The organism is Butyrivibrio fibrisolvens, assembly GCF_037113525.1.
In the GTDB taxonomy this organism is placed as follows: domain Bacteria; phylum Bacillota; class Clostridia; order Lachnospirales; family Lachnospiraceae; genus Butyrivibrio; species Butyrivibrio fibrisolvens.
This window is the reverse complement of the sequence record NZ_CP146963.1, coordinates 1,641,590-1,661,991: the sequence shown is the minus strand read 5'-3', so window position 1 is coordinate 1,661,991 and position 20,402 is coordinate 1,641,590. Positions and strand designations below refer to the sequence as shown.

At 40.8% G+C, this 20,402-nt stretch carries 22 protein-coding genes and 1 pseudogene; all 23 read right to left on the bottom strand.

Going from position 1 to position 20,402, the window contains the following annotated elements; genetic code table 11:
• Positions 1–99: 99 nt before the first annotated feature.
• The 23 genes and pseudogenes from WAA20_RS06775 to WAA20_RS06665 all read right to left on the bottom strand — a co-directional run bounded on the left by WAA20_RS06775 (position 100) and on the right by WAA20_RS06665 (position 20,402).
• Positions 100–1,884, bottom strand: coding sequence for an ABC transporter ATP-binding protein (locus WAA20_RS06775; RefSeq protein WP_073384614.1), 1,785 nt, complete (start codon positions 1,882–1,884; stop codon positions 100–102).
• Positions 1,885–3,684 carry an ABC transporter ATP-binding protein gene (locus WAA20_RS06770; RefSeq protein WP_073384616.1) on the bottom strand — a complete coding sequence of 600 codons (1,800 nt, stop codon included), beginning with the start codon at positions 3,682–3,684 and terminating at the stop codon, positions 1,885–1,887.
• Positions 3,685–3,751: 67 nt separating this feature from the next.
• Complete coding sequence (locus WAA20_RS06765; protein WP_073384618.1) at positions 3,752–5,488, bottom strand: ABC transporter ATP-binding protein; 1,737 nt, start codon at positions 5,486–5,488, stop codon at positions 3,752–3,754.
• Positions 5,481–7,268 carry an ABC transporter ATP-binding protein gene (locus WAA20_RS06760; RefSeq protein WP_073384619.1) on the bottom strand — a complete coding sequence of 596 codons (1,788 nt, stop codon included), beginning with the start codon at positions 7,266–7,268 and terminating at the stop codon, positions 5,481–5,483. Before WAA20_RS06760 ends, WAA20_RS06765 begins: the two co-directional genes overlap by 8 nt.
• Positions 7,269–7,333: 65 nt before the next feature.
• Positions 7,334–7,933 (bottom strand): TetR/AcrR family transcriptional regulator, encoded by a 600-nt coding sequence (locus WAA20_RS06755; protein WP_167562626.1) that lies wholly within the window; start codon positions 7,931–7,933, stop codon positions 7,334–7,336.
• 269 nt (positions 7,934–8,202) lie between these two features.
• Positions 8,203–8,580: a VOC family protein gene (locus WAA20_RS06750; RefSeq protein WP_022767537.1), complete on the bottom strand. Its 378-nt coding sequence runs from the start codon at positions 8,578–8,580 to the stop codon at positions 8,203–8,205.
• A gap of 61 nt (positions 8,581–8,641) precedes the next feature.
• Positions 8,642–8,935: pseudogene (locus tag WAA20_RS06745) on the bottom strand (ACT domain-containing protein); the annotation flags it as partial.
• A gap of 21 nt (positions 8,936–8,956) precedes the next feature.
• Positions 8,957–9,763: a Cof-type HAD-IIB family hydrolase gene (locus tag WAA20_RS06740; RefSeq protein WP_073384622.1), complete on the bottom strand. Its 807-nt coding sequence runs from the start codon at positions 9,761–9,763 to the stop codon at positions 8,957–8,959.
• Between the two features lie 22 nt (positions 9,764–9,785).
• The gene (locus tag WAA20_RS06735) at positions 9,786–10,217 is read right to left on the bottom strand and encodes a helix-turn-helix domain-containing protein (protein ID WP_073384624.1); all 432 of its coding nucleotides are present in this window, start codon (positions 10,215–10,217) and stop codon (positions 9,786–9,788) included.
• Complete coding sequence (locus tag WAA20_RS06730; protein ID WP_073384626.1) at positions 10,214–11,287, bottom strand: acyltransferase; 1,074 nt, start codon at positions 11,285–11,287, stop codon at positions 10,214–10,216. The genes WAA20_RS06735 and WAA20_RS06730 overlap by 4 nt, the downstream gene beginning before the upstream one ends.
• 154 nt (positions 11,288–11,441) lie before the next feature.
• On the bottom strand, positions 11,442–12,209 hold the full coding sequence (locus WAA20_RS06725) for a 2-hydroxy-6-oxo-6-phenylhexa-2,4-dienoate hydrolase (protein ID WP_073384628.1): 768 nt from the start codon (positions 12,207–12,209) through the stop codon (positions 11,442–11,444).
• 30 nt (positions 12,210–12,239) lie between these two features.
• Positions 12,240–12,380 carry a hypothetical protein gene (locus WAA20_RS06720; RefSeq protein WP_167562627.1) on the bottom strand — a complete coding sequence of 47 codons (141 nt, stop codon included), beginning with the start codon at positions 12,378–12,380 and terminating at the stop codon, positions 12,240–12,242.
• A 62-nt stretch (positions 12,381–12,442) separates the two neighbouring features.
• Complete coding sequence (locus tag WAA20_RS06715) at positions 12,443–13,357, bottom strand: alpha/beta hydrolase (protein WP_073384630.1); 915 nt, start codon at positions 13,355–13,357, stop codon at positions 12,443–12,445.
• A gap of 12 nt (positions 13,358–13,369) precedes the next feature.
• Positions 13,370–13,645 carry a hypothetical protein gene (locus WAA20_RS06710; protein ID WP_207649258.1) on the bottom strand — a complete coding sequence of 92 codons (276 nt, stop codon included), beginning with the start codon at positions 13,643–13,645 and terminating at the stop codon, positions 13,370–13,372.
• Positions 13,638–13,823: a hypothetical protein gene (locus tag WAA20_RS06705; protein ID WP_073384634.1), complete on the bottom strand. Its 186-nt coding sequence runs from the start codon at positions 13,821–13,823 to the stop codon at positions 13,638–13,640. The genes WAA20_RS06710 and WAA20_RS06705 overlap by 8 nt, the downstream gene beginning before the upstream one ends.
• 21 nt (positions 13,824–13,844) lie before the next feature.
• Positions 13,845–14,564 carry a DUF6796 family protein gene (locus tag WAA20_RS06700; RefSeq protein WP_073384635.1) on the bottom strand — a complete coding sequence of 240 codons (720 nt, stop codon included), beginning with the start codon at positions 14,562–14,564 and terminating at the stop codon, positions 13,845–13,847.
• A gap of 46 nt (positions 14,565–14,610) precedes the next feature.
• A complete protein-coding gene (locus WAA20_RS06695) occupies positions 14,611–15,117 on the bottom strand; it encodes a hypothetical protein (protein WP_073384637.1) in 507 nt (168 codons plus the stop codon).
• 201 nt (positions 15,118–15,318) lie between these two features.
• A complete protein-coding gene (locus tag WAA20_RS06690; RefSeq protein ID WP_073384639.1) occupies positions 15,319–15,816 on the bottom strand; it encodes a hypothetical protein in 498 nt (165 codons plus the stop codon).
• Entirely contained in the window at positions 15,813–16,583 is a 771-nt protein-coding gene (locus WAA20_RS06685) for an alpha/beta fold hydrolase (RefSeq protein WP_073384641.1), read from the bottom strand. The genes WAA20_RS06690 and WAA20_RS06685 overlap by 4 nt, the downstream gene beginning before the upstream one ends.
• Complete coding sequence (locus tag WAA20_RS06680) at positions 16,580–17,104, bottom strand: isoprenylcysteine carboxylmethyltransferase family protein (RefSeq protein ID WP_081373605.1); 525 nt, start codon at positions 17,102–17,104, stop codon at positions 16,580–16,582. Before WAA20_RS06680 ends, WAA20_RS06685 begins: the two co-directional genes overlap by 4 nt.
• A 125-nt stretch (positions 17,105–17,229) precedes the next feature.
• Positions 17,230–18,009, bottom strand: a complete 780-nt coding sequence (locus WAA20_RS06675) for a class I SAM-dependent methyltransferase (RefSeq protein ID WP_338802536.1) — start codon at positions 18,007–18,009, stop codon at positions 17,230–17,232.
• 57 nt (positions 18,010–18,066) lie between these two features.
• On the bottom strand, positions 18,067–18,840 hold the full coding sequence (locus WAA20_RS06670; protein WP_073384644.1) for a class I SAM-dependent methyltransferase: 774 nt from the start codon (positions 18,838–18,840) through the stop codon (positions 18,067–18,069).
• Between the two features lie 191 nt (positions 18,841–19,031).
• Positions 19,032–20,402: an MATE family efflux transporter gene (locus tag WAA20_RS06665; RefSeq protein WP_167562628.1), complete on the bottom strand. Its 1,371-nt coding sequence runs from the start codon at positions 20,400–20,402 to the stop codon at positions 19,032–19,034.

Here is a 20,402-nt window from a genome sequence, read left to right as displayed (position 1 = left end):
AATCCCTACCGATATTTCTGAAAAAAGAGACCCTTAAGAGCAATGTCATTAAGAGTCTCCTTTTTGTACATACATATTATTAAATGGTTCAATGGTGTTTTAAGCAATGCTCCACTCAGCGCTATTGCTCTGAAGCCGCGCCATATGCCTGAAGATTCCATCATCTTTTTTCATAAGATCAGATGGATTACCTTCTTCGGCAACTCTTCCATCCTTAAGTACTACGATCTTATCAGCCGCTTCAACAGTACGCATGCGGTGTGCAATGACAAGGACTGTTTTACCGGATAGAAGCCTTGATAACGCTTCCTGAACCTTGGTCTCGTTTTCAACGTCAAGGGAAGCTGTTGCTTCGTCAAGAAGTACGATAGGTGCATTCTTAAGAAGTGCTCTTGCGATGGAGATACGCTGTCTTTCACCGCCTGAGAGCTTAGCTCCGTTTTCACCAATAGGTGTATGGTAACCGTTCGGGAGCTTATCTACAAATTCGTCGCAGTTAGCTGCCTTTGCTGCTGCAATAACTTCTTCATCTGTAGCGCCGTGTTTACCAAGGCGGATATTCTCCATAACAGTATCATCAAAGAGAACTACATCCTGGAATACCATGGAGTAATCGCTAAGAAGGACTTCCGGATCAACAGAATTTATATCAACTCCGCCAACCTTGATCGTTCCGTCAGGTACATCCCATAGTCTTGCTGCAAGTCTTGCACAGGTACTCTTACCTGAACCTGATGGTCCGACAAGAGCTGTAACTTCGCCTTCTCTTGCAGTAAAGCTTACGCCGTTTAGAACCTTATCGCTTTCTTTACCATTATTACTGCCGGTAGCTTCAAGACTTTGCTCATAGCTAAATCCAACATTTTCAAATACTATATCGTGACCGTTTGGTTTAAATGCATCTACGCCCTCTGCTGCCTTAGTATCATGGATCTCGTTAATTCTTGCTGCTGATATCTGTGACATGAGCATTTCTGCTATAAGGGCAAGTGCCTGATCAAACGGTGAATATATTCTTGTTATGACAAGAAGGAACATAAACAGTACCATGAACTCAACCTGGCCTTTAAGGATAAGACTTGTTCCTGTAAGAACTGTTGTTGCAACGCCAAGTCTCATGATAACGCTGGCTGCATTTACAAATATACCGCAGGAAAGTTCTCCTGAAAGCATAGTTTTTTCATGATAATCAATCTTCTGATTTAAAGTATCAATGAATTTCTTTTCCTGATTGGTTGCTCTTATCTCTCTGATATTTTCAAGTGTTTCCTGAATTCCATCTGATACCTGGATGCCGGCAGCCTTAGTGATCTCTGAATTTTTCTTATTGATCTTGCGGCTTCCAAACAGAAGGATAAAGGCTACAGGAACGCCCCAAAGGCAGGCAATAGCAAGTCTCCAGTCAAAAGTAAATAACATAACTGCAACTATAGCTGTTGAAATATAAGAACCATAAAGGTAGCCAAGACAGTGTGACCATACGTGCTCAAGGCGGTTTACATCGCTCATGATAGTTTCTGTAAGGTCAGCGAGATCTCTTTTGCCAAAGTAGCCCAGTGGAAGTTTTCTCATGCGCTCTGCAAGTGATATACGAACGCTCTTAACTTCTCTGTAGACAAGTCCGTATGTTGCTCTGTACTGCTGAAGATGAGTAAGTAACGAAAGAACTACAAATGCAAGAACAAGTCCTAAGATAACCCATGTGTTAGGCAGCTTCCCACCACCAGTAAGCGTCTCCATATAGCTTGTCATCATCATGTACAAAATTCCCATTCCGCCCATGGCAAGGAGATTAACTATAACTGTCCAAAAAGTAGCGGACTTGGCATTCCTGATGCCCTGATCTGTAAGTGCATATTTTCTCTGAAATTCTTTTCCAAACATTTACATCGCCTCCCCTGTACTAATACGCCATTTAACGGCCTTGTTATAATCTGTCCACATGCGGCTGTACAAGCCGTTCTGAGCTTTAAGAGCTTTATGTGTACCCTCTTCTATGGCATGGCCGTTATCAAGAACGATTATCTTGTCAGCGCCTACGACTGTTGACAGTCTGTGAGCGATCATTATTACTGTTTTACCTTTAGTAAGTGCTCCGAAGGCTTTTTGTATTAGAACTTCGTTTTCGGGATCGGCAAAGGCTGTTGCTTCATCAAGAACTACGATAGGAGCATCCTTAAGGATTGCTCTTGCAAGGGCTACTCTTTGCTGCTCACCGCCTGAAAGGTAAGTTCCTTCTGATCCAATGATGGTATCCATGCCATTTGGAAGTTTTGCAAGGATATCATCGCACTGGGCTGCAGATAAAGCTTTCTTAACTTCTTCTCTTGTTGCGCCGGGTCTTGCTGCTCTAACATTTTCAAATATACTTGCTTTAAATAATCTATTGTTTTGGAATACAAATGCGATCCTGTCCATAAGAACATGAGGATCCATATCACGGACATCAACGCCGCCTACAAGCACGCTTCCGTCTGTTGCATCCCAGAATCTCGGGATAAGGCTTGCTGCTGTTGTCTTACCTCCTCCTGAAGGTCCAACAAGAGCAACTGTCTGTCCTGGCTCTACTCTGAAAGATACATGATCTATGGCAGGGACATCAGCTCCATCATAGGTAAAGCTTACATTCTTAAACTCAATGCTGTTGTCCTTAGGCTCTTTTGGATCATCTGTGATCTCAAGAGTCGGAGCGTCCATAACCTGAGCAATTCTTCCAAGAGCGGTGCTTGCAAGCATCATACCACTTGCTGCAAACATTATCCTTGCAAGAGCTGTTGAAACGATAGCTGAGAATACAGCATAGAAAGCAAAGTTAGTTACAAAGGTCGCAAAGCTACCGGACGCAAGTGCTGATGGTGCTATAAAAAGAGCTACAGGAACCATGAAGATGAATGCGCCCTCTGTTGCTGTAAGGTTTACAGCCTGGGGAAGCTGGCACACATCTGCTGCATAGAGTTCTGCCTTTTTACTATAATCTTCTATAGCTTCTTTAAATGCTTTAAATGAGTATACTGTCTGTTGGAAAACCTTTACTACAGGTATACCACGCACATATTCTGTTCCAGCCTTGCTCATATAATCCTGAGCAACCTGATATTCCTGCATAAGCTTTGCATTCTTGCCGCCCATCATTGTGAACATTGCAGCTACTGATATCACCGCTGCAAAAAGACATGCTGCGCCCATTCTCCAGTCGAATACGAACATAAGAACAACCATTCCAATGAACATGGCAGCGCTTCCTACAATATCAGCAAGGTTATGTGCAAGAAGTGTTTCAGTTTCTGATGCTGCTCCGTCAAGGCGGTTACGAAGAAGTCCTGAAGCGTTTGAATCAAAGAATCCAAGAGGTGTCTTCATAAGGTGCTCTACACCCTGTTTTCTTATATTTGATGCGGTTCTAAACGCAGCAAGATGAGTGCACATAAGTGCGGCAAAATAAACCACGATTCCTGCAAGTGAAAATGCAAATGCAAGCCATCCGTATTTTCCGATATCTGCTGCCCTGGTCCAATCAGGTGCAACAGCGATAAGATCTCTTGCAACAAGCCATATACAGATATATGGCAGCATTCCAAGGATCATGGCAATCGCTGACAGGGTCAAGCCTAAAAACGTAAGTTTTTTGTAACTTCCCGCGTAGCCAAGCAACACGGATAAATCGCTTTTTTTCTTTTCTTTCATAAAAAGCCTCCTCCTTATTTATAAAAACAGGTAATCTTTCAATCTATCCACCTGCTTTTAGCATTCCTCAAGCAATCTTCCAGCTAACTGCCTGCTTTCTTCCGCTTACAAAGTTCTTATAGATTCCGTCCTGTTCCATAAGTTCTTCATGTTTACCTTTTTGAACAATTCTGCCCTTATCGATAACAACTATCTGATCTGCATTTCTTACGGTCTTGAGCCTGTGAGCGATCATGATGATAGTCTTTTCCTTGGTAAGATTCTCTATTGCCTGAGTAAGTTCTTTTTCATTCTCAGGATCAACATTGGCTGTAGCTTCATCAAGGATGATGATAGGTGCATTCTTCATGATGGCTCTTGCTATAGCAATTCTTTGCTTCTCACCGCCCGAAAGAGTTGCTCCGCCTTCACCAACAACGGTCTCATATCCATCCGGAAGTCCCATGATGAATTCATGGCAGCAGGCTTTTTTAGCAGCGGCTATTACCTCGTCCATTGACGCTTCGGGTCTTCCAAATCTTATGTTGTTAGCGATCGTATCTTCAAACAGGTATACCTTTTGAAATACAAAACTGAAATTCTCCATAAGACTGTCAAAGCTGTAGTCTCTTACATCTCTTCCGCCAAGTGTTACCTTGCCGGATTTAACATCCCAGAATCTTGCGATAAGTGATGTGATAGTTGTCTTTCCTCCACCTGAAGGGCCAACGATAGCGGTAGTCGTATTTTCTTTTATATCAAGGGTCACATCGTCTATGATGGTTCTGTTCTCATAGGCAAAGCTTACATGATCAAGATGGATATCTTTGTTTGAAGGCTTGATATCTTCTCCGTTTATATCCATCTGTTCAACTGACATGATCTCATTTACAAGGTCAACGCCCCTGCCGATGATCTTAAGAAGAGCTGTATATATGCCTGCCATATCAAGTGCTTCAAAAACCATGAATGAACAAAGGAGCATTGTTATGGTATAGGTAAGTTCCATAGAACCTGTCAGGTAGAAATATATAGATGCACCTGCTATAACAACGCCGATGAGTTTGCAGATAAGCATCTGAACTCCAACTGCAGGAATTGCCGCAATTTCAGCGCCTATGTCGGCCTTGACCTTTCTGTCGATTGCCTTAGACAATCTGGTACTGCTATGAGAAATGATGTTGTAATTCCTTATCTCAGCAATGCCCTGGATAAACTCAAGCACCACTCCGACCATATCCTTATCAGACTCAAGCTTCTCGCCGGCAACTTTCGCAACGCAGGCGTTTGTATACTTATTGAATAAAAAGAATATCAGGATACCTACTACAGATATGAGACCTATTCTCACATCAAATAAAAACATTCCTATTCCGATAACAACCGTCGTAATACTGCCCTGAAGCACCATCATTATCGCTCTTGTTGCGATATCGCCTGTCTGCTCCAGAGTATTGGTTGTTACTGATGTGATATGACCAAGACTTGTATCATTAAAATATCCCATAGGAAGATATCTAAGATGCTGACCGATCTCCATTCTCTTGTTACAGCATGTGTTGTATCCGGCCTCGGTCTGAAGCATCTGGGAAAACCTGTTTACAACCATCTTGCCGATGGTGCTTAAAAGCATAAATCCAAGAACAACTACAAATGTTCCGGCAGTAATCTTTTTATCTATCACAGCGCTTATGGCAAAAAAGGCTGCAGGTATCTTCATGGCACCAAAAATAGCATCAAGGACGCCAAGCACAACTGATCTATAAAATTTAGCCCTGTCTACAGGACTGCAAAAGTCAAAGAACTTACGAAGCATTTCAAGCATTAGCGGCCTCCTTTCTGGCTGCAGATGCAGCATTATTCTCAGGAGCATCTTCATCTCTGGATGCCACATGTGCATCCCACATCTTTCTGTACAGAATGCACTCGCTAAGAAGCTGCGCGTGACTTCCGGATGCCTCTATACGGCCATCATTTATCACAAAGATCTTATCTGCGTCCTGAATAGTTGAAAGTCTGTGAGCAATAACGATAAGTGTCTTACCCTGAACAAGCTTAGCTACGCTCTGCTGAACAATTGCTTCGTTCTCAGGATCCGTATAAGCTGTTGCTTCATCAAGGATTACTACAGGAGCATTCTTGAGCATTGCTCTTGCGATGCAGATTCTCTGCCTCTCACCGCCTGATAAGTGTCCGCCGGCTCCTCCAACTACAGTGTCATAGCCGTTTTCAAGTCCAAGGATAAACTCATGACAACCGGAAGCTTTGGCTGCATTTATGACTTCTTCATCAGTAGCGCCTTCCCTGCCAAGTCTGATGTTATCCATTACTGTCATATCAAAGAGGTAATTATCCTGTGCTACATACGCAATCTGACTTGTGTAGTAATCCAAAGGAAGATCCTTTATGTTAACTCCTCCGTAGGTGATGCTTCCCTCGTCTACATCCCAGAGAGAATCTATAAGTCTTGCAATTGTACTCTTTCCCGAGCCTGATGGTCCGACAAAAGCATTAACCTGTCCCTGCTTAATCTCCATGTCAATTCCATGAAGAATCTCTTTATCCTTATAGGAGAACTTAACACCCTTAAGTTCAATATCAGAACCTACAGGCTTCTTAGTAAGCTCAGATGGTCTTACCATGTCTTTTCTCTCGATGATCTCTGTAATTTCACCAAAGATAGTCTGCATCTTCATAATGTCGTCCATGTAAGAAAATGCGATAACCAACGGACTGATTAAACCTGCTGACAGGATAACGCAGGTGATAAAGTTTTCAGGAGTAAGGCTTCCGCCTCTTACAAGAAAAAGACCCACAGGAAGTACCCCAAGGAATGTAGCCGGCATGAATGAAACGCTACCTGCCTGCCACCATATGCACTTTCTCATCCAGTTGATGAAGCAGTCTGCACCTTCTCTGGCTGCATTCACAAACTTCTCATAGGAGCTTCCTGTTTTTCCAAAAGCTTTTATGACTTCTATACCATTTATATACTCAACTGCAGTGTCATTAAGGTATTTGGTCTTTTGAACAGTTACCTCAAATTCACCCTGGCTCTTGGCCATCATAACTGCAGCAAAGCCTACGCCTATAAAAGCAGGAATAAGGTTTGACAGACCAACTCTCCAGTCAAGAGTCAAAAGGTATATGAACATAACAATTGGTAAAAGGATGTTCGAAGTGAACTCAGGTACGATATGGGCAAGAGTCGTCTCCATGGCATCAACTCTTTCCACGATGATGTTTTTATAACTTCCGCTGTTATCGTCAAGAACTGATCCAAGCGGAATCGTTGACAGCTTCTTACAAAGTTGTCTTCTGATACCTCCAAGAACGTTGAAGGTTGCTACATGAGATAGCGTAGTTGATATGGAATGAAAAGCAACTCTTACTATCCAGCACACACCCATCAGGATGACGGATTCGAGATAATAACCCAAATCTCTGTTCCCTGACAAGAGCTTTCCAACCACATCTGCTATCAATAGATATGGGATAAATGATGCTGCTACGCCAAGAATCGCCAGCAGTACACTTCCCACATAGTAACTCTTTTTTCTCCCGGCAAATTCTAAAACCCAGGAAAATGTACTTCGTTTTTTCATATGTCCCTCCTTTTTTATCTGTAAAGACAGGATCAAAGCAGGTCCCGTCTCTAACGCTTATAATCTTAAAAACCCAGAAATTTTCTCCATCCTTCTTTAAAGAAAAGAGCTAAAGTCTCAGCATAATGAAGCGCCTCTTCATAAGAAAAATCATGGTCTACCATCTCGAACATTGCTGAATACTCAGCACTTAACAAAAGATGCATTTCCTTATCATCAACGTGATTTATATGAACTCCGCCATTTTCAAGTTCTGCCATAAATTTAAGAGTCGCCGCCTGAATCCTGGTTACTATCTCATGCAGGTAATTCTCGTATTTAGTTCCCTTACTCTTAAAGAACAGAAGCTTTTGTGTATCGAAATTTTTATAGATAAGATCAACTATCATCTTTGACTGCTCCGTGTCATTCCACATGGCATCTACTCCATGCTTTCTGGCAGTTCCAGTCTGTCTTATCTCTTCTGTTATGCACATGGACTCCCATGCACTCACCGCAGGCTCCACAACTGCATCAAAGATATCCTCTTTACTTGAATAGTGCCTGTAAAGAGCGGTTGCCGTTATACCAACCTTGCCTGCAATCTTGCGCATAGACGCATCCTGAAAACCCTTTTCCAGGAATTCTTCTCTGGCAGCCTCGATTATTTCTTCTTTTGTGTCCATATAGATTCCTCTAGTCATGGCTTTTGGTCGCTTCATGCAAACATGCCATAAAATCAAGTTGTAACACGTTATCCATCTCTAACTCATATCAATCTTTTCGTTACGTTAACAGTGTTAACATTGTTAGCATCGTCTAACATTGTAATAAGGCTATATTCTTTAGTCAATGGATTTTGGGGGATTTCATTTGAGAATAAATCTCAATAAAAAAGATGTACACAAGCTTATAAGCTCATGTACATCCAAAAAATGAAAATTAAATTCCGGGTTTACTCATGTATTTCCAAAGGAAGCCCGTCCGGGTCACGGAAAAACGTCATTTTTTCACCCGTGAAAGCATCCCGTCGTATCGGTTCACAAGGGATACCCATAGACTCCAATTCTGCGACGGTCTCATCTACACTATCTACACGGAAAGCAAGATGACGCAATCCGTAAGCTTCGGGAGAAGGACGGAGTGGATGATCCTTCATAATAAAAAGTTCGATTTCGCTGTCATCGAGCTTAAGGTCAATCTTCCAATCATCCCGTTCCGGTCTATAGTTCTCTCGCAGAATTCGAAAGCCAAGCTTATTATGGTAAAAGTTCAGAGCAGTGTCTTTGTCGGAACAAATCACCGCAATATGATGAATGCGATTTAATTTCATGAGGCGCCTCCTGTTTTAACCAGAAAAACCGATTTGTAGTTTTTTGGATTATCCTGAAATTTTATATTACCGTATATCCTTCGGCAATCAGCACTTCCAACGAACGTTCAAAGTTTTCTTCCTTCACAAGGATATAATCCGTGTTGTAGGTTGAAACAGCAAAAATCCCTATCTTATGTTCTGCAAGGATACCTGACAGTTTTGACAGAATCCCAATCATCGAGAAATCCAGTACTCCCTGAATACGAAATCCTCTACATCCATCTTCACGCTCGGTCGTATTCTGCGGAGTATCTTCCGTTTTGCAGACAAGAGATAGTTCTTCATCTGTCTTTCCAACAAAATAGAAATCCGATTAAGATCACTGTCATCTCCCTCACTCCAATAATAGGCCAATACTCCTAAAGGCTTCTGAAATGCTCTCGTCATCATTACTTCCGATCACACACGAGAATTCCTTCTTCAATTCCTCCGGAGCATTTCCCATCAGAAAAGGAAATCCTACAGATCGTAGCATTTCTGCATCATTAAAATGATCACCAAAAGCAACCGCTTTCTCCGGCGGAATGTTCATATACGAGCATACTCGCCTGACTCCGTCGGCCTTTGTAATTCCCTTTCCCATGATTTCAAGAAGAACATCTGAGGATTTAACTATCGACAGCTTTGGAAATCTCTTTTTCAATTCATTTTCTATACCACATATTGCTTCAGGCTTACATATGCAAAGGAGCTTTCCTATGATTGCATCTTTTGGAAGAAGCTCTAGGCCGCCCTCTGTTGCACAGACCTCAACGATTTCCTCTTCTGCGCGGACCAGTCGGTCATTCCTGTCATTTACAATCCACAATTCTTCTGAATAGATATTCCATGTACAGTCAATCTTCTCCGCCTCTATATAAGAAATAATATCCCTCGCGTCATCGGCATCAAATCCCTCCGAGTACATTATCTTATCGTTTTCATCAATGATAAGCGCCCCACTATAACAGATCATCGGGCAGGTAAACCCGTATCTTTTAAAAATCGGCCGTACTCCGGATGGTCCTCTTGCTGTCGCAATGACAAAAGGGATATTGGCTTTCTTTAGGGCAAATATTGCATCAAGTGTGCCCTTAAGCATTCTATGTTCACTGTTTAGAATTGTTCCGTCTATATCTGAAAAAACTATTTTGAAATCCATTGATGTCTCTTAACCTTTCTTTCTAAAATTTGGTTTCTTTCGCACTGTTGATAAGACCGAGAAGACCCGTCTCCTTAATAAGAGCTATACCCTGGAATTCATCTCCGAGAACGATCAGATTATCACCTGTTTTAATATCGAAGATCTTTCTTGCTTTGGCAGGAATAACGATCTGACCTTTATCTCCCACTTTGACCATTCCAAAGATATGTTTTCCTTTCGGCGGTATAGCATATCCCAGGTTGTCCGAATCATTCTTTTCATATGAGATAAGGTCGTCCATGGTTACACCGAAGATGTCAGCCAGCATCTTACATCTCTCTATATCCGGAAGCGACTCGCCGGTCTCATATTTTGAAAGAGTCTGCCTGGATACGCCTATTTTCTCGGCGATGTCTTCCTGCGACAGATTGTTAAGCTTTCTTAATTCAATAAGGTTATCAGCAAAACTCATATCTTCTCCTTTTTAATTCCCAAAACACACCACCTTATGAAAGGTATGCGGCTCATGATCTCATACAGAAGGTAGGAGCCTGCAAATGCTGCTATTGCAACAAGCAGATATACGATGATAGGTGCAAGGGACGGACATAATGTATGCAGATACCATCCGCTGACCGCGATCATCAGATAATGGAATACGTAGAGGCCCCATGATTTTTGGCACATCCACTTTGAGAAAGAATTCGTGGAATTGCCCCATCTTTTCATGAAGGCAAGTATACCGAGTGTTCCAAACCATGCGTATACATTGCACATGATCGTATCCAGAACCACGTGATCCGGATAAGACTGACCTATATATAAAATCACGAAGGCTACACAGGATGCGAGGGCAAGGATGCTTAATAACAGCCAGTTCTTGCCAAGCCTATCCATCACTTCGTCATGGGACAGTACAAAGTAGCCGATCAAAAAGCCCAGTCCGTAGTTACCGAATCTGTATACCACTATTATTGGTGTGTTAAGTATCTGCGCCGCTCCATATACAGGTATGACAAGAAGTATAAGTATCAAAAGATTGGCTTTGCCGCAAATATTATAGAATCTGTCCTTTTCGATCTTTCTGATCAGTACCAGTATCAGGCTGAAGAGCCAGAGCATCTGGATGTACCATAGAGGACCTGAGCCGCTGACTACCATTATGAGGAAAATGATTGGCCCTGGTACATTGCCCATGGAATCAAATGCACCTGACATCAGCATATTGTAATAGCCAAGAACCCAGCCGAAAACCAGAAGGCCGATTGTTGATGGCACAAGATACTTTCTCGTCCTTACTCTGATGAATTCCTTCTCTGTTCGCTTAACCAGTTCATAGCGGGCTGACATGCCGGATACCACAAACAGAAGTAACATAAACCATGGATATACAATGTACTGATATGTATCCTGGGGCTGATGTTCACTGAAGGGGCCGATGATTCCATGCTGTGTTACGCCGTTGAATATGTATATTACATGATAGATGACAACCAATACTACTGTTATCCAGCGAATATTATCCAAATATGCCTTTCTCATATTTCTACCACCTTTGCTAAATATTTTAACATTTTTCTTAATCATAAAAAAGTAAGCTCCGCCTGTCTACCAAGCGAAGCTTACATGTAGTGCTGTATTTTGTTAAATTTGGTTGCGCGCGCATAGTTTTATAAAAACACTGATGTCATCTCCCTTAAACTGTCATATTCATAAATTCATCTATTACTTTGAGCACAGGCTCAGAGTATTCTTTTTCTCCAAAAAGCCACTGTTCATGCTGCATATCAAACTCTCTGATATCAGGATCGTGGAAATACTTTTTGTATCGTTTCAAATACTTCTCGCCCATCTTATTTGCATAGATGAAATGAGTTTTAGTATGTTCCACACTTATATCATCTTCAAGATGAGTAAGAAGATCTGTGTAGTACTCATTCTTGATTGACTCCGGATTAAACTTGGAGAAGCAGTTCATAAACTTCTCTGCAGTCTCATCGCTCATCTGGAAAAAAGTCTTTAGCTTCTCCTTGGTCTTATTTCTTTTTTTCTCACCCTTGGTAAAGCTTGTAAGAAGCGGTACTACAAGAAGGGACTGAAGCTTGGCCGCAACAGGCCCGCTTTGATCAAGATCAGGACTTCCAAAAATTGCATGGTCTATATGAACATTTTTACGCATGACCAGTTGTCCTACAAAGCTCGAACCAAGAGATGAACCGATCGCTCCGTCTATTCTTCCGCTATGTTTATCAATTATATACTTTTCAATCTTTTTAGTCACTGTGATCATATCAGGGAATATTACATCGCTACCATCAAAACCATCATAGTTTACGCAGATAAGATGGTACTTCTCAGATAGACTATCAAGAACAGTTCCGAAGTTTGTCTGATAATCACAGCATGTTCCAGGAAGTAACATCAGCGTCTTTCCCGACATATTACCAATTTCATCAAATTGCATTTTAAAACTCCTCTAAATCCAAAATTTTCTTTACTTTCTGCCCATGTTCCATGCAAGCTTTGTAACCAGCTTCCCCATAAATGTACTGCAGGTCATCATCCCATCATAAAAGCTGTGAGCCTTTCCCAGGCTCTTATACGCACTCTTTATCTCAGTTTTCCTGTCTGACATATCTGCCTCCTCCGTTTGAAATAATATAATTAATTACATTATGCCACAGGCAGAATTCATATTTATATTTTAATGTACTCGATCATCCTCCGGTATGCGGGAATAGCATCTTTGACAAGCGGTATTACAGCATAACAGTGGTACATACCAGGCGCTACTTCCATTGTGACATGAACGCCATATTGTTCCAGTTTTGCCTTGATAGAATCTGCTGCTGCCGCAAACACTTCATCTCCGCCAAATGTGAGATATACATCCTTTAATCCCGAATAATTACCCAGTTGAAGGGACTCCATGTAATCCGCAACTTTTTTTCCTCCAGTCATACCTTCCCATACGGCATGTGTTGCCTTCTGGCTCATGATCACATCTGTTTTATCCAGTTCATCAGCCTTTTTCTTTTCTTCATCCGTTATAAGCAGTGATCCGGGAGAACCGGCGTATACCTTGCCAGGCATAGGCAAACCTTCGCCCTTATCGTTGATATACGAAATCAGCCCCAGTGCCAGATTAGCTCCACTGGAACCGCCCAGAAAATATATGTTTTCGGATGAATACTTTGTAAGCATTTCTTTGTAAAGTGCATACATCATTTCATATACATCAGGCAGAGTATTCCCCGTATGTACAAGCGGATAAAACGGAAGGACGAAATCTACTCCAGTTTCTTTTGCCAGTTCAAGCACCTCTTTTGCCTGTCCCGGCTTCGGATAATTCAGCATACCTCCACCGATAATATAAATACATGCCCTGTCATTACCCTTTTTATAACGATACCAGAGGCAAGTAGAGCCAAGTACCCTTTCCTCCTTCATGTCTATTTGATCATCGTGCATTTCTGGGATAACCACTCCCTTATATGCTTTCCTGAATAGCTTTTGCGCCTTCTCTGGCGGAAGCTCCATGACCTTCTGCAGCCTAAACAGCCTACACAGGCCTAATAAAGCCTTGTATTTTAGCGACCGTTGAGTCTTCATACCTTACCTCATTTATTTTATAAAAGTCTCTATCTCTTCCACATACTCTTTGGTATGTGCAGCCATGTATCCACAATGCGGATAGCCTTTTCTGATAACAACCTTCACATCTGGCATATATTTGGCAAAAGAGTTCTTGGAAAGCTTCAGGTCAAAGTCCTTCTCGCCATATTCAAGATGGAGTTTAGCCTGTTGCTCTTTTGACAATGGTTTCATGTCGTAGGTACAACATGCATGGCATATTGCATCGATATCACTTAGAGTTATTCGTTCAAAATTCTTAGTCATCATCCGCACTGATATATGCACCAGCTTTACCATGGCCTCCCTGATCAGGAGCAATGATAAAGTAATCTCCCTTAAGAAACGGACTCATCAGATCATGCAGATTTGCTCCGGATATCATCATCGGTGCCAGCAATATGAGCTTTGGATTATCCGGATTTCCATATTCGTTGATATACATTTCCTGTCCCCTTCAGAATAATTATCTGTCACCAACCTTAACTTTTTTCGCCATAATCAAAAGCCCGGCGAACATCCACAAATTCCCAATACTGATCCAAGCAGCAGTAATCGCATTGCGAATTGTCGTTTCAGGAAGGAACTTAAACAGCATAGCTGCAGCCATGCCTACTGCAGGGCAGAATATCCAACACCATTTAGGATATGGAGTCAAACCTTTTATAAATGCTGCGATATGTGCCACATGTTGGATAATCCAGAACAAAAAGAACACTATTATTCCTGGTAATAGAAAGTATTTACCGAATTTGACTGCTGCATCCACTGCGATCTCAGGTGCAGCATTGTTCATATACTTGTAAAAAAAGCAAGTGGACAAACAGGGAACGTGCACTCCACACCCTGCATAAGCCAACACACCAAGTATTCCTGTCCTGTACAAATGAGCGTATTTCTGTGATTTAGGAACAATCAGCCTATATACACCAAAGTAACAAAGTGCCTCAAGTGGAATACCTATGAATCCCAGAAATGCCGACCAAAACAATCTTGTATCTGACAGTTGCAAGTATGCTGACAGGAACCATTCCATGCCTGTTTTAGAAGAGTCATGCATCCCATAACCTATAAGCACGTCTCCCACAAGCACCATGCATGCGGCAAATATGCCTATCCGCATAAGCTTTTCTATCCTGTCCCAGTCTAACTTGTTATCTATTCCGATGTCATTAAACTTATCCATACAATCCTCCCATCATGACTTACCACTTACTCAAAGCTCTTTCATACTACCCCATCAAACTTATGAACAATCCTACAAGAGCTGCTGGAATCAGTGCAAACAACAGCCCCGGGAATATAGCACCTTTTAAATGGAACCACTTCTGATGGTAAGCCTTGTCCATGTGCTCTGTTCCTTTCAGCCTAAACATTTTCATATTTGCAAATAGCACCCAGTCCAGAAAGAGTGTGTCATAGGCTCCAATCCATACCATGAGTCCAAAAGCGATCGCGAATCCCTGCCAAAATGTAACTGCCCCGGCAAGCTTCGCGCATATGGTAAGAATAACTGTAAACATGATTATTCCACAGGACTTCGCCAGTACTACCTTTTTTGATTTATATGAAACGTCCACTCTTTCATGTGTTTTGAAGTATTCTTCTTGAATATCAGGCGGATAATTATGGATACATGCCGGACTGTACATTTTTTCCCCATGAAAAGACACAAAAAGAATTGTTGTAAATAATACTGCAAATACTATCGCTTCAATTACCAATACATACCAAACCATGTTACCTGCTTCCCTCCTTCATAATACGACCATCATAGTAAACCTCTGTTCTTATGTATTATTTCTAATCAAATCCACCATCTTATCCCAGCCTTCCTGGGCCTCTTTCACTATTGGGAATGCCGGATAACAGTGGAACCTGCGGCTTTTACTACCCGCTTAAGGATCTCATATTTAATGCTCATAGCTCCTCCACATTTCTCAAGATAATGTACATATCCAGGCCACGAGAGCTGACGCTGCCGGGAATATCACAAGAAGCTTCAACAGCTGGCTCTTGATGTTATATCCATACTTCCTGTCCGCATATACTTCCTTCACTTCCGGATAATAAAACTGGAAGAAATGGAACTTCAAAAGCAGGAAGTAATCAAAGCAGATCATGTCATAAAGTTTGTAAACTGTGAATATAAAAACAAATCTAAAAAAGAACTGCCAAAACGTGAACCCACTCCTGAAGCCATCCCAAATTGAGATAACACCTACACCAAGTATCATCAGAATGCTGAAAATCATAAGCGTCCATCCAATTATCCTCGCCCCATAGAATAGCTCCTTGTCTCTGTGTCGAAGCACAGCCTGCGCTTCCTTTGGTGCAGAAGAGAAAAGTTTCTTATCCTGGATAAAAGCCACCGCTGAAAGCATCATGAGTGTAATTGCTACACAAAAAACTAACGAAAGAAAAATAGTCAAAATCATTTCTTATCCCCCTGCATTATAGCTCTCTCAATCCCCCTCACAAACTTTTCCGGATGAAACGGAGCGAGGCCACCATGCCCCATATTCTTGATCTTTCTAAATATAGTGTTAGGATAGATCTTTCTTATATAGTCTATGTCCCACTTTCTGTCCTTGACCTCTTTTTCTGCAACCCAGTATTCTATGTGTTTGCAGTCAGTATGGATATCTTTAGGCATAGAGTAATTATCGCAGGAGTCAAAGGTTCGCCAGATTGTCTTAGCACTCATCATCTTCAGAACGCCTGCGGCGTATTTTATATCGTCCTCTGACAATTCATCCATGCAGAATGCTTTCTCCAATAGCTTTGCTCCGCCAATCTTGCCAATATATATCATTAGAAAATCTCTTACGGCTATCAATCTTGTGATGATCCAGGGGAGCTGATATGGAGTTATTCCACCGTCCAAAATAGCGCTTTGTACATTTACTTTATTGTCTGAAAGCATTCTGGTAACAATACTGCCACCCATGGAGCAGCCATAGAGGCAGGTTACATTGCTTAGTCCATGCCTGATCAGCCAATCTTCTAACTCTTTTGAAATCCCTTCAACACTGGTAAAATCATTCTTTACATCAGGGTCATAACCTGGGATTGCAGGAATGATCAGATGGTATTTCTTTTCCATAAGTGGAATAACATACTCAAAGTAGTCCCACATTACCACTGATGGATGTATTAGCACTATAACCTTGTCATTTTCTTTTCCATATTCGTGTGTTGTCATCTCTTCCGCCTTTTTTCAGCATGTTTTGGAAACCATGGGATGCATCTGTTTACAGTTTTCTTATACTCAGCATATTCATCACCATATAAATCCAAAAGCCATTTCTCTTCGGTGTTAATAAGGGCTATTGTCATGATCAGCCAATCAATGATTGGAAATATCAGTAGCCAGACATTATGCCACATAAGAGTTATTCCAGAAAGTGAAATCCACCATCCGCTGTACATAGGATTTCTCACCAAGGAATATATTCCTTTTGTTTGTAGTTTATTCTCAGTGATTGAATCATCCATGTCTGAACGTAGCGCACCTATATACCAAATCGCAATTCCTAATACAATCAGTAATATGCCAGTAATACGAAATATGAGTGTCAATGGTTCATCCAGAATACCAATTTTAAGCACATAGCATAGTAGCACGATTCCGACGATATTGACTACAGCTATTCCATAGATAATATAAGGACCTACTCCAAACAGCGGAAGTTTTTGTCCTTCTTTCATATAATTCTTCAACATCTTCTAATTACCTCATCATGACATGATGGTCCATCAACATATCCTCCACATTTATTGCGGATTCTTGATTTGGTCTGGCACGATCCAGTAGTCGCAGATTTCACCACCGGTAGCCAAAGATACACCTACTTGAACGTAACCTTTATAATCTGCATCTTAACAAGTCTATCGCAGAACTTGATCATAAGTTTATGAAAGAAACTGACCTCATTGTAGATATCTCTGTATCCCCTCATGTAACTACGAGCATTTACAGCTGCAAAATCATTGCTCCAAGCTTCGATTTCAGACTTATCTTCAACAGAGAATAAGGCATTTACATCCGATATTCCTGCTTCCTTTAACCAAGTCTTAGTCATCATCTTTGCTCCGCGCTGGTTGCAAGAATCAAACACTACCACACCACCTGAAAACTTCTTCGCCATTTTTTGGAATAATTCTCTTACTGCCTCAGTTTTAAAATAATAGAAAACACCTGATGCAAAGAACACTGCCCCATGAGACGAGTCTATTTCATCCATCCAGCGTTCATCATTAAGATCATATGCAAGGTTCTTTTCCCTATCTACAGCAGGTAAAAGTTCATTTCTTACTGTAATTACATCCGGCATATCTATATTGTAGCCCTTGCAGGTTCCGTTATCACACTTTCTGAAAGTATCATCCAAACCACATCCAAGATTTACTACAGCAGCATTTGGATGAGATTTCAAATAATCTTTAACTTCCCAAGCAAGGTCATACTGCCTCTGAGCAACCTCTAATGCTCCAAAAAGTCCGACTGCGCTTTCCATCTTCTTACCTTTTTCTGCAAAATCATAATCTAGCATTGAGCAGATGCGCTCAGCCTCCGGATCTTTGAACAGATGCGGAAAATGTTCAGAGCATACTTTCCTTCCAAACAATGGTATTATCAGTGTTTCCTGTACTGTGTTTTTCTCGATATGATACATATTTCGAACTTATTTCCTCCCCATAAGAATTGCAGAACCTGAAAGCCCCATCCAAGTGGACTCCCATTTGCTCATGAACATACCATTTGTAGTATCAACAAGCTTAACTTCTTTGTAACCCATATCTTTAAGCTTATTTACAAAGCTTTCCATATCACCGTACTTAGCAGGTGACATTATGTCGTGAATTGCAAATGTGCCACCCTTCTTAAGTGTTCTTAACGTCTCAAGAAGAATTGACTGTCTGTCTTTGCTGGGAATATTGTGGTATACGTAATTACTTGTTACTGCATCAAATGTCTCATCTGCAAAATCCAACTTACAGGCATCTCCATTCCGGAAAGATGTATTAGTTACTCCTTCGGCAGCGGAATTACTCTCACAAAGATTCTTACTAAAAGAAGCATACTCTTTGCCCCATCTGTCTATGCCGATAATCTGAGCACTAGGATTCTTCTTAGCGCAGGCAATGCTTAGAGCTCCACTTCCACATCCAATATCAAGACACTTACCTCCATCTGGGATCTTCACATATGAAGACACACCTTCAATTATCTGTCTGGACATTTGTCTTTTTCCATTGTAAGAAAAAGCTCTATACATCAAAAACATCCATAAAGTCATTAATCCAGACAATACTGTTAGTATAAGAAATACTATTTGAACTATAGATGGCAATCCCAGAAACATTGTTATCAAAGTTATCAACAATAAAACTCCCGTAGCAACCAGAAATCCAAGTACCATTCCTTTGGGCATCCAGTTTTTATAATCTGCTTTCATCGTACAATCCTCCCTTTTTTAAAAAAAGTTAGCACTAGCTAACTCAGAATCATAGCACTCTGATTCACTATTGTCTATCTCAGTTAGCGTATTTATAATTTTCTTTCCGTTTTTAACAAATTTATAATTCAATGATACTACTAATTTGTTAGATAAAACTAACGCAAATGCAAATAAAAAGTCACATAGACTTAGATAAGTCTATATGACTGTCGCATTTTTCCAATTTTTCTATCTAATAAACGATAAAAAATAAAAAGAGCTGTTGTTAAAATCCAGCTAAATGGATATGCAAGAATGATGTTTTTTATATCAGTCCTTTCTATAGATGAACATATAAAAATCCATAAAGTCCTTCCTCCTATTGTTCCAACGAGTGTAAATATAACCGGCTGTAACGCTTTTCCATAGCCTCGAAAAATGCCACTATAAAGTTCTGCACCAATACATGTTACATAAAATGGTGCTATCTGTTTCATAAGCATTCCAGCAACATTTATCACTGCTTTATCTTTTATAAAGACAAGGGCCAATAATGGAGTTGTAAAATACAAAATTGTACTTATCAACACTATTGTTGCAACAAATATTTTCAACACATATCTTTCAGCTCTTTTAGCTCTCTTTCCCTCTTTCGCTCCTATATTTTGAGCAATGAAAGTTGCTCCTGTAATAGAAAGTCCATCAGCTATTATCCAAATAAGGAAATCAAGTTTCCCACATACAGCCCATGCAGAAACAGCTTTGGCACCGCATTTATTTATATTCGACTGTAAAAAGATATTAGAAAATGAAAACAATATTGACTGTCCTGCTGCTGGAACTCCAAATATCATTATCTCTCTAATGGATCTGATCAGGACGTTGCTATCGTTTTTCCTCGTACCTTCTCTCTTTTCTAAGTCTATGTATGTCTTCCACAACTTAGCCAATACTATTGATGCACTCACTATATTCGCAATTACTGTTGCAAATGCAACTCCCTCTACTCCAAGATTTAAACAAAAAACCAGGAATGCATCCAGAACAATATTAATCATGCAGGAAAAGGCCAGCGCAGTTGCAGGTAATCTCGAATCTCCAAGACTTTTCAAAATACTTCCGCCGCAATTGAACAATATCATAAAGATAGATCCACCCAGGATGATCTCTGTGTAAAGCATAGCCTCGCCAAGCATTTCTTTTGGAACGCTCATGACATTGCATATCGTTTTAATTAGAAGCAAAGGGGATAGGGTTATGAAGATACCCGTAACTACAGCAAGTACTAACATTACTTTTATTGAATTCTTTACACTTATAATATCCCCTGCGCCATAATGCTTTGCAACTACTACAGATGCCGCAGTGTAAAGAATTATCACCGAATTGATCAAAAGTTTGATAAAACCATACGTAGCATCGATTGCTCCTAATGCATTAGCTCCAACACCTTGCCCAATAATAATTGCATCAATGGTTTGATAAGATTGTTGGATCAACATGCTTAGTATCAAAGGCGCCAGATATTTCAGAATCTCAACAAAAAGATTTCCTGTTACTATTTTATTGTTTTGTGTCAT

Coding starts and splice junctions, on each gene's coding strand:
- WAA20_RS06775 (WP_073384614.1), bottom strand. CDS start 1,884: ATGTTTGGAAAAGAATTTCAGAGAAAATATGCACTTACAGATCAGGGC.
- WAA20_RS06770 (WP_073384616.1), bottom strand. CDS start 3,684: ATGAAAGAAAAGAAAAAAAGCGATTTATCCGTGTTGCTTGGCTACGCG.
- WAA20_RS06765 (WP_073384618.1), bottom strand. CDS start 5,488: ATGCTTGAAATGCTTCGTAAGTTCTTTGACTTTTGCAGTCCTGTAGAC.
- WAA20_RS06760 (WP_073384619.1), bottom strand. CDS start 7,268: ATGAAAAAACGAAGTACATTTTCCTGGGTTTTAGAATTTGCCGGGAGA.
- WAA20_RS06755 (WP_167562626.1), bottom strand. CDS start 7,933: ATGGACACAAAAGAAGAAATAATCGAGGCTGCCAGAGAAGAATTCCTG.
- WAA20_RS06750 (WP_022767537.1), bottom strand. CDS start 8,580: ATGAAATTAAATCGCATTCATCATATTGCGGTGATTTGTTCCGACAAA.
- WAA20_RS06740 (WP_073384622.1), bottom strand. CDS start 9,763: ATGGATTTCAAAATAGTTTTTTCAGATATAGACGGAACAATTCTAAAC.
- WAA20_RS06735 (WP_073384624.1), bottom strand. CDS start 10,217: ATGAGTTTTGCTGATAACCTTATTGAATTAAGAAAGCTTAACAATCTG.
- WAA20_RS06730 (WP_073384626.1), bottom strand. CDS start 11,287: ATGAGAAAGGCATATTTGGATAATATTCGCTGGATAACAGTAGTATTG.
- WAA20_RS06725 (WP_073384628.1), bottom strand. CDS start 12,209: ATGCAATTTGATGAAATTGGTAATATGTCGGGAAAGACGCTGATGTTA.
- WAA20_RS06720 (WP_167562627.1), bottom strand. CDS start 12,380: ATGTCAGACAGGAAAACTGAGATAAAGAGTGCGTATAAGAGCCTGGGA.
- WAA20_RS06715 (WP_073384630.1), bottom strand. CDS start 13,357: ATGAAGACTCAACGGTCGCTAAAATACAAGGCTTTATTAGGCCTGTGT.
- WAA20_RS06710 (WP_207649258.1), bottom strand. CDS start 13,645: ATGACTAAGAATTTTGAACGAATAACTCTAAGTGATATCGATGCAATA.
- WAA20_RS06705 (WP_073384634.1), bottom strand. CDS start 13,823: ATGTATATCAACGAATATGGAAATCCGGATAATCCAAAGCTCATATTG.
- WAA20_RS06700 (WP_073384635.1), bottom strand. CDS start 14,564: ATGGATAAGTTTAATGACATCGGAATAGATAACAAGTTAGACTGGGAC.
- WAA20_RS06695 (WP_073384637.1), bottom strand. CDS start 15,117: ATGGTTTGGTATGTATTGGTAATTGAAGCGATAGTATTTGCAGTATTA.
- WAA20_RS06690 (WP_073384639.1), bottom strand. CDS start 15,816: ATGATTTTGACTATTTTTCTTTCGTTAGTTTTTTGTGTAGCAATTACA.
- WAA20_RS06685 (WP_073384641.1), bottom strand. CDS start 16,583: ATGACAACACACGAATATGGAAAAGAAAATGACAAGGTTATAGTGCTA.
- WAA20_RS06680 (WP_081373605.1), bottom strand. CDS start 17,104: ATGTTGAAGAATTATATGAAAGAAGGACAAAAACTTCCGCTGTTTGGA.
- WAA20_RS06670 (WP_073384644.1), bottom strand. CDS start 18,840: ATGAAAGCAGATTATAAAAACTGGATGCCCAAAGGAATGGTACTTGGA.
- WAA20_RS06665 (WP_167562628.1), bottom strand. CDS start 20,402: ATGACACAAAACAATAAAATAGTAACAGGAAATCTTTTTGTTGAGATT.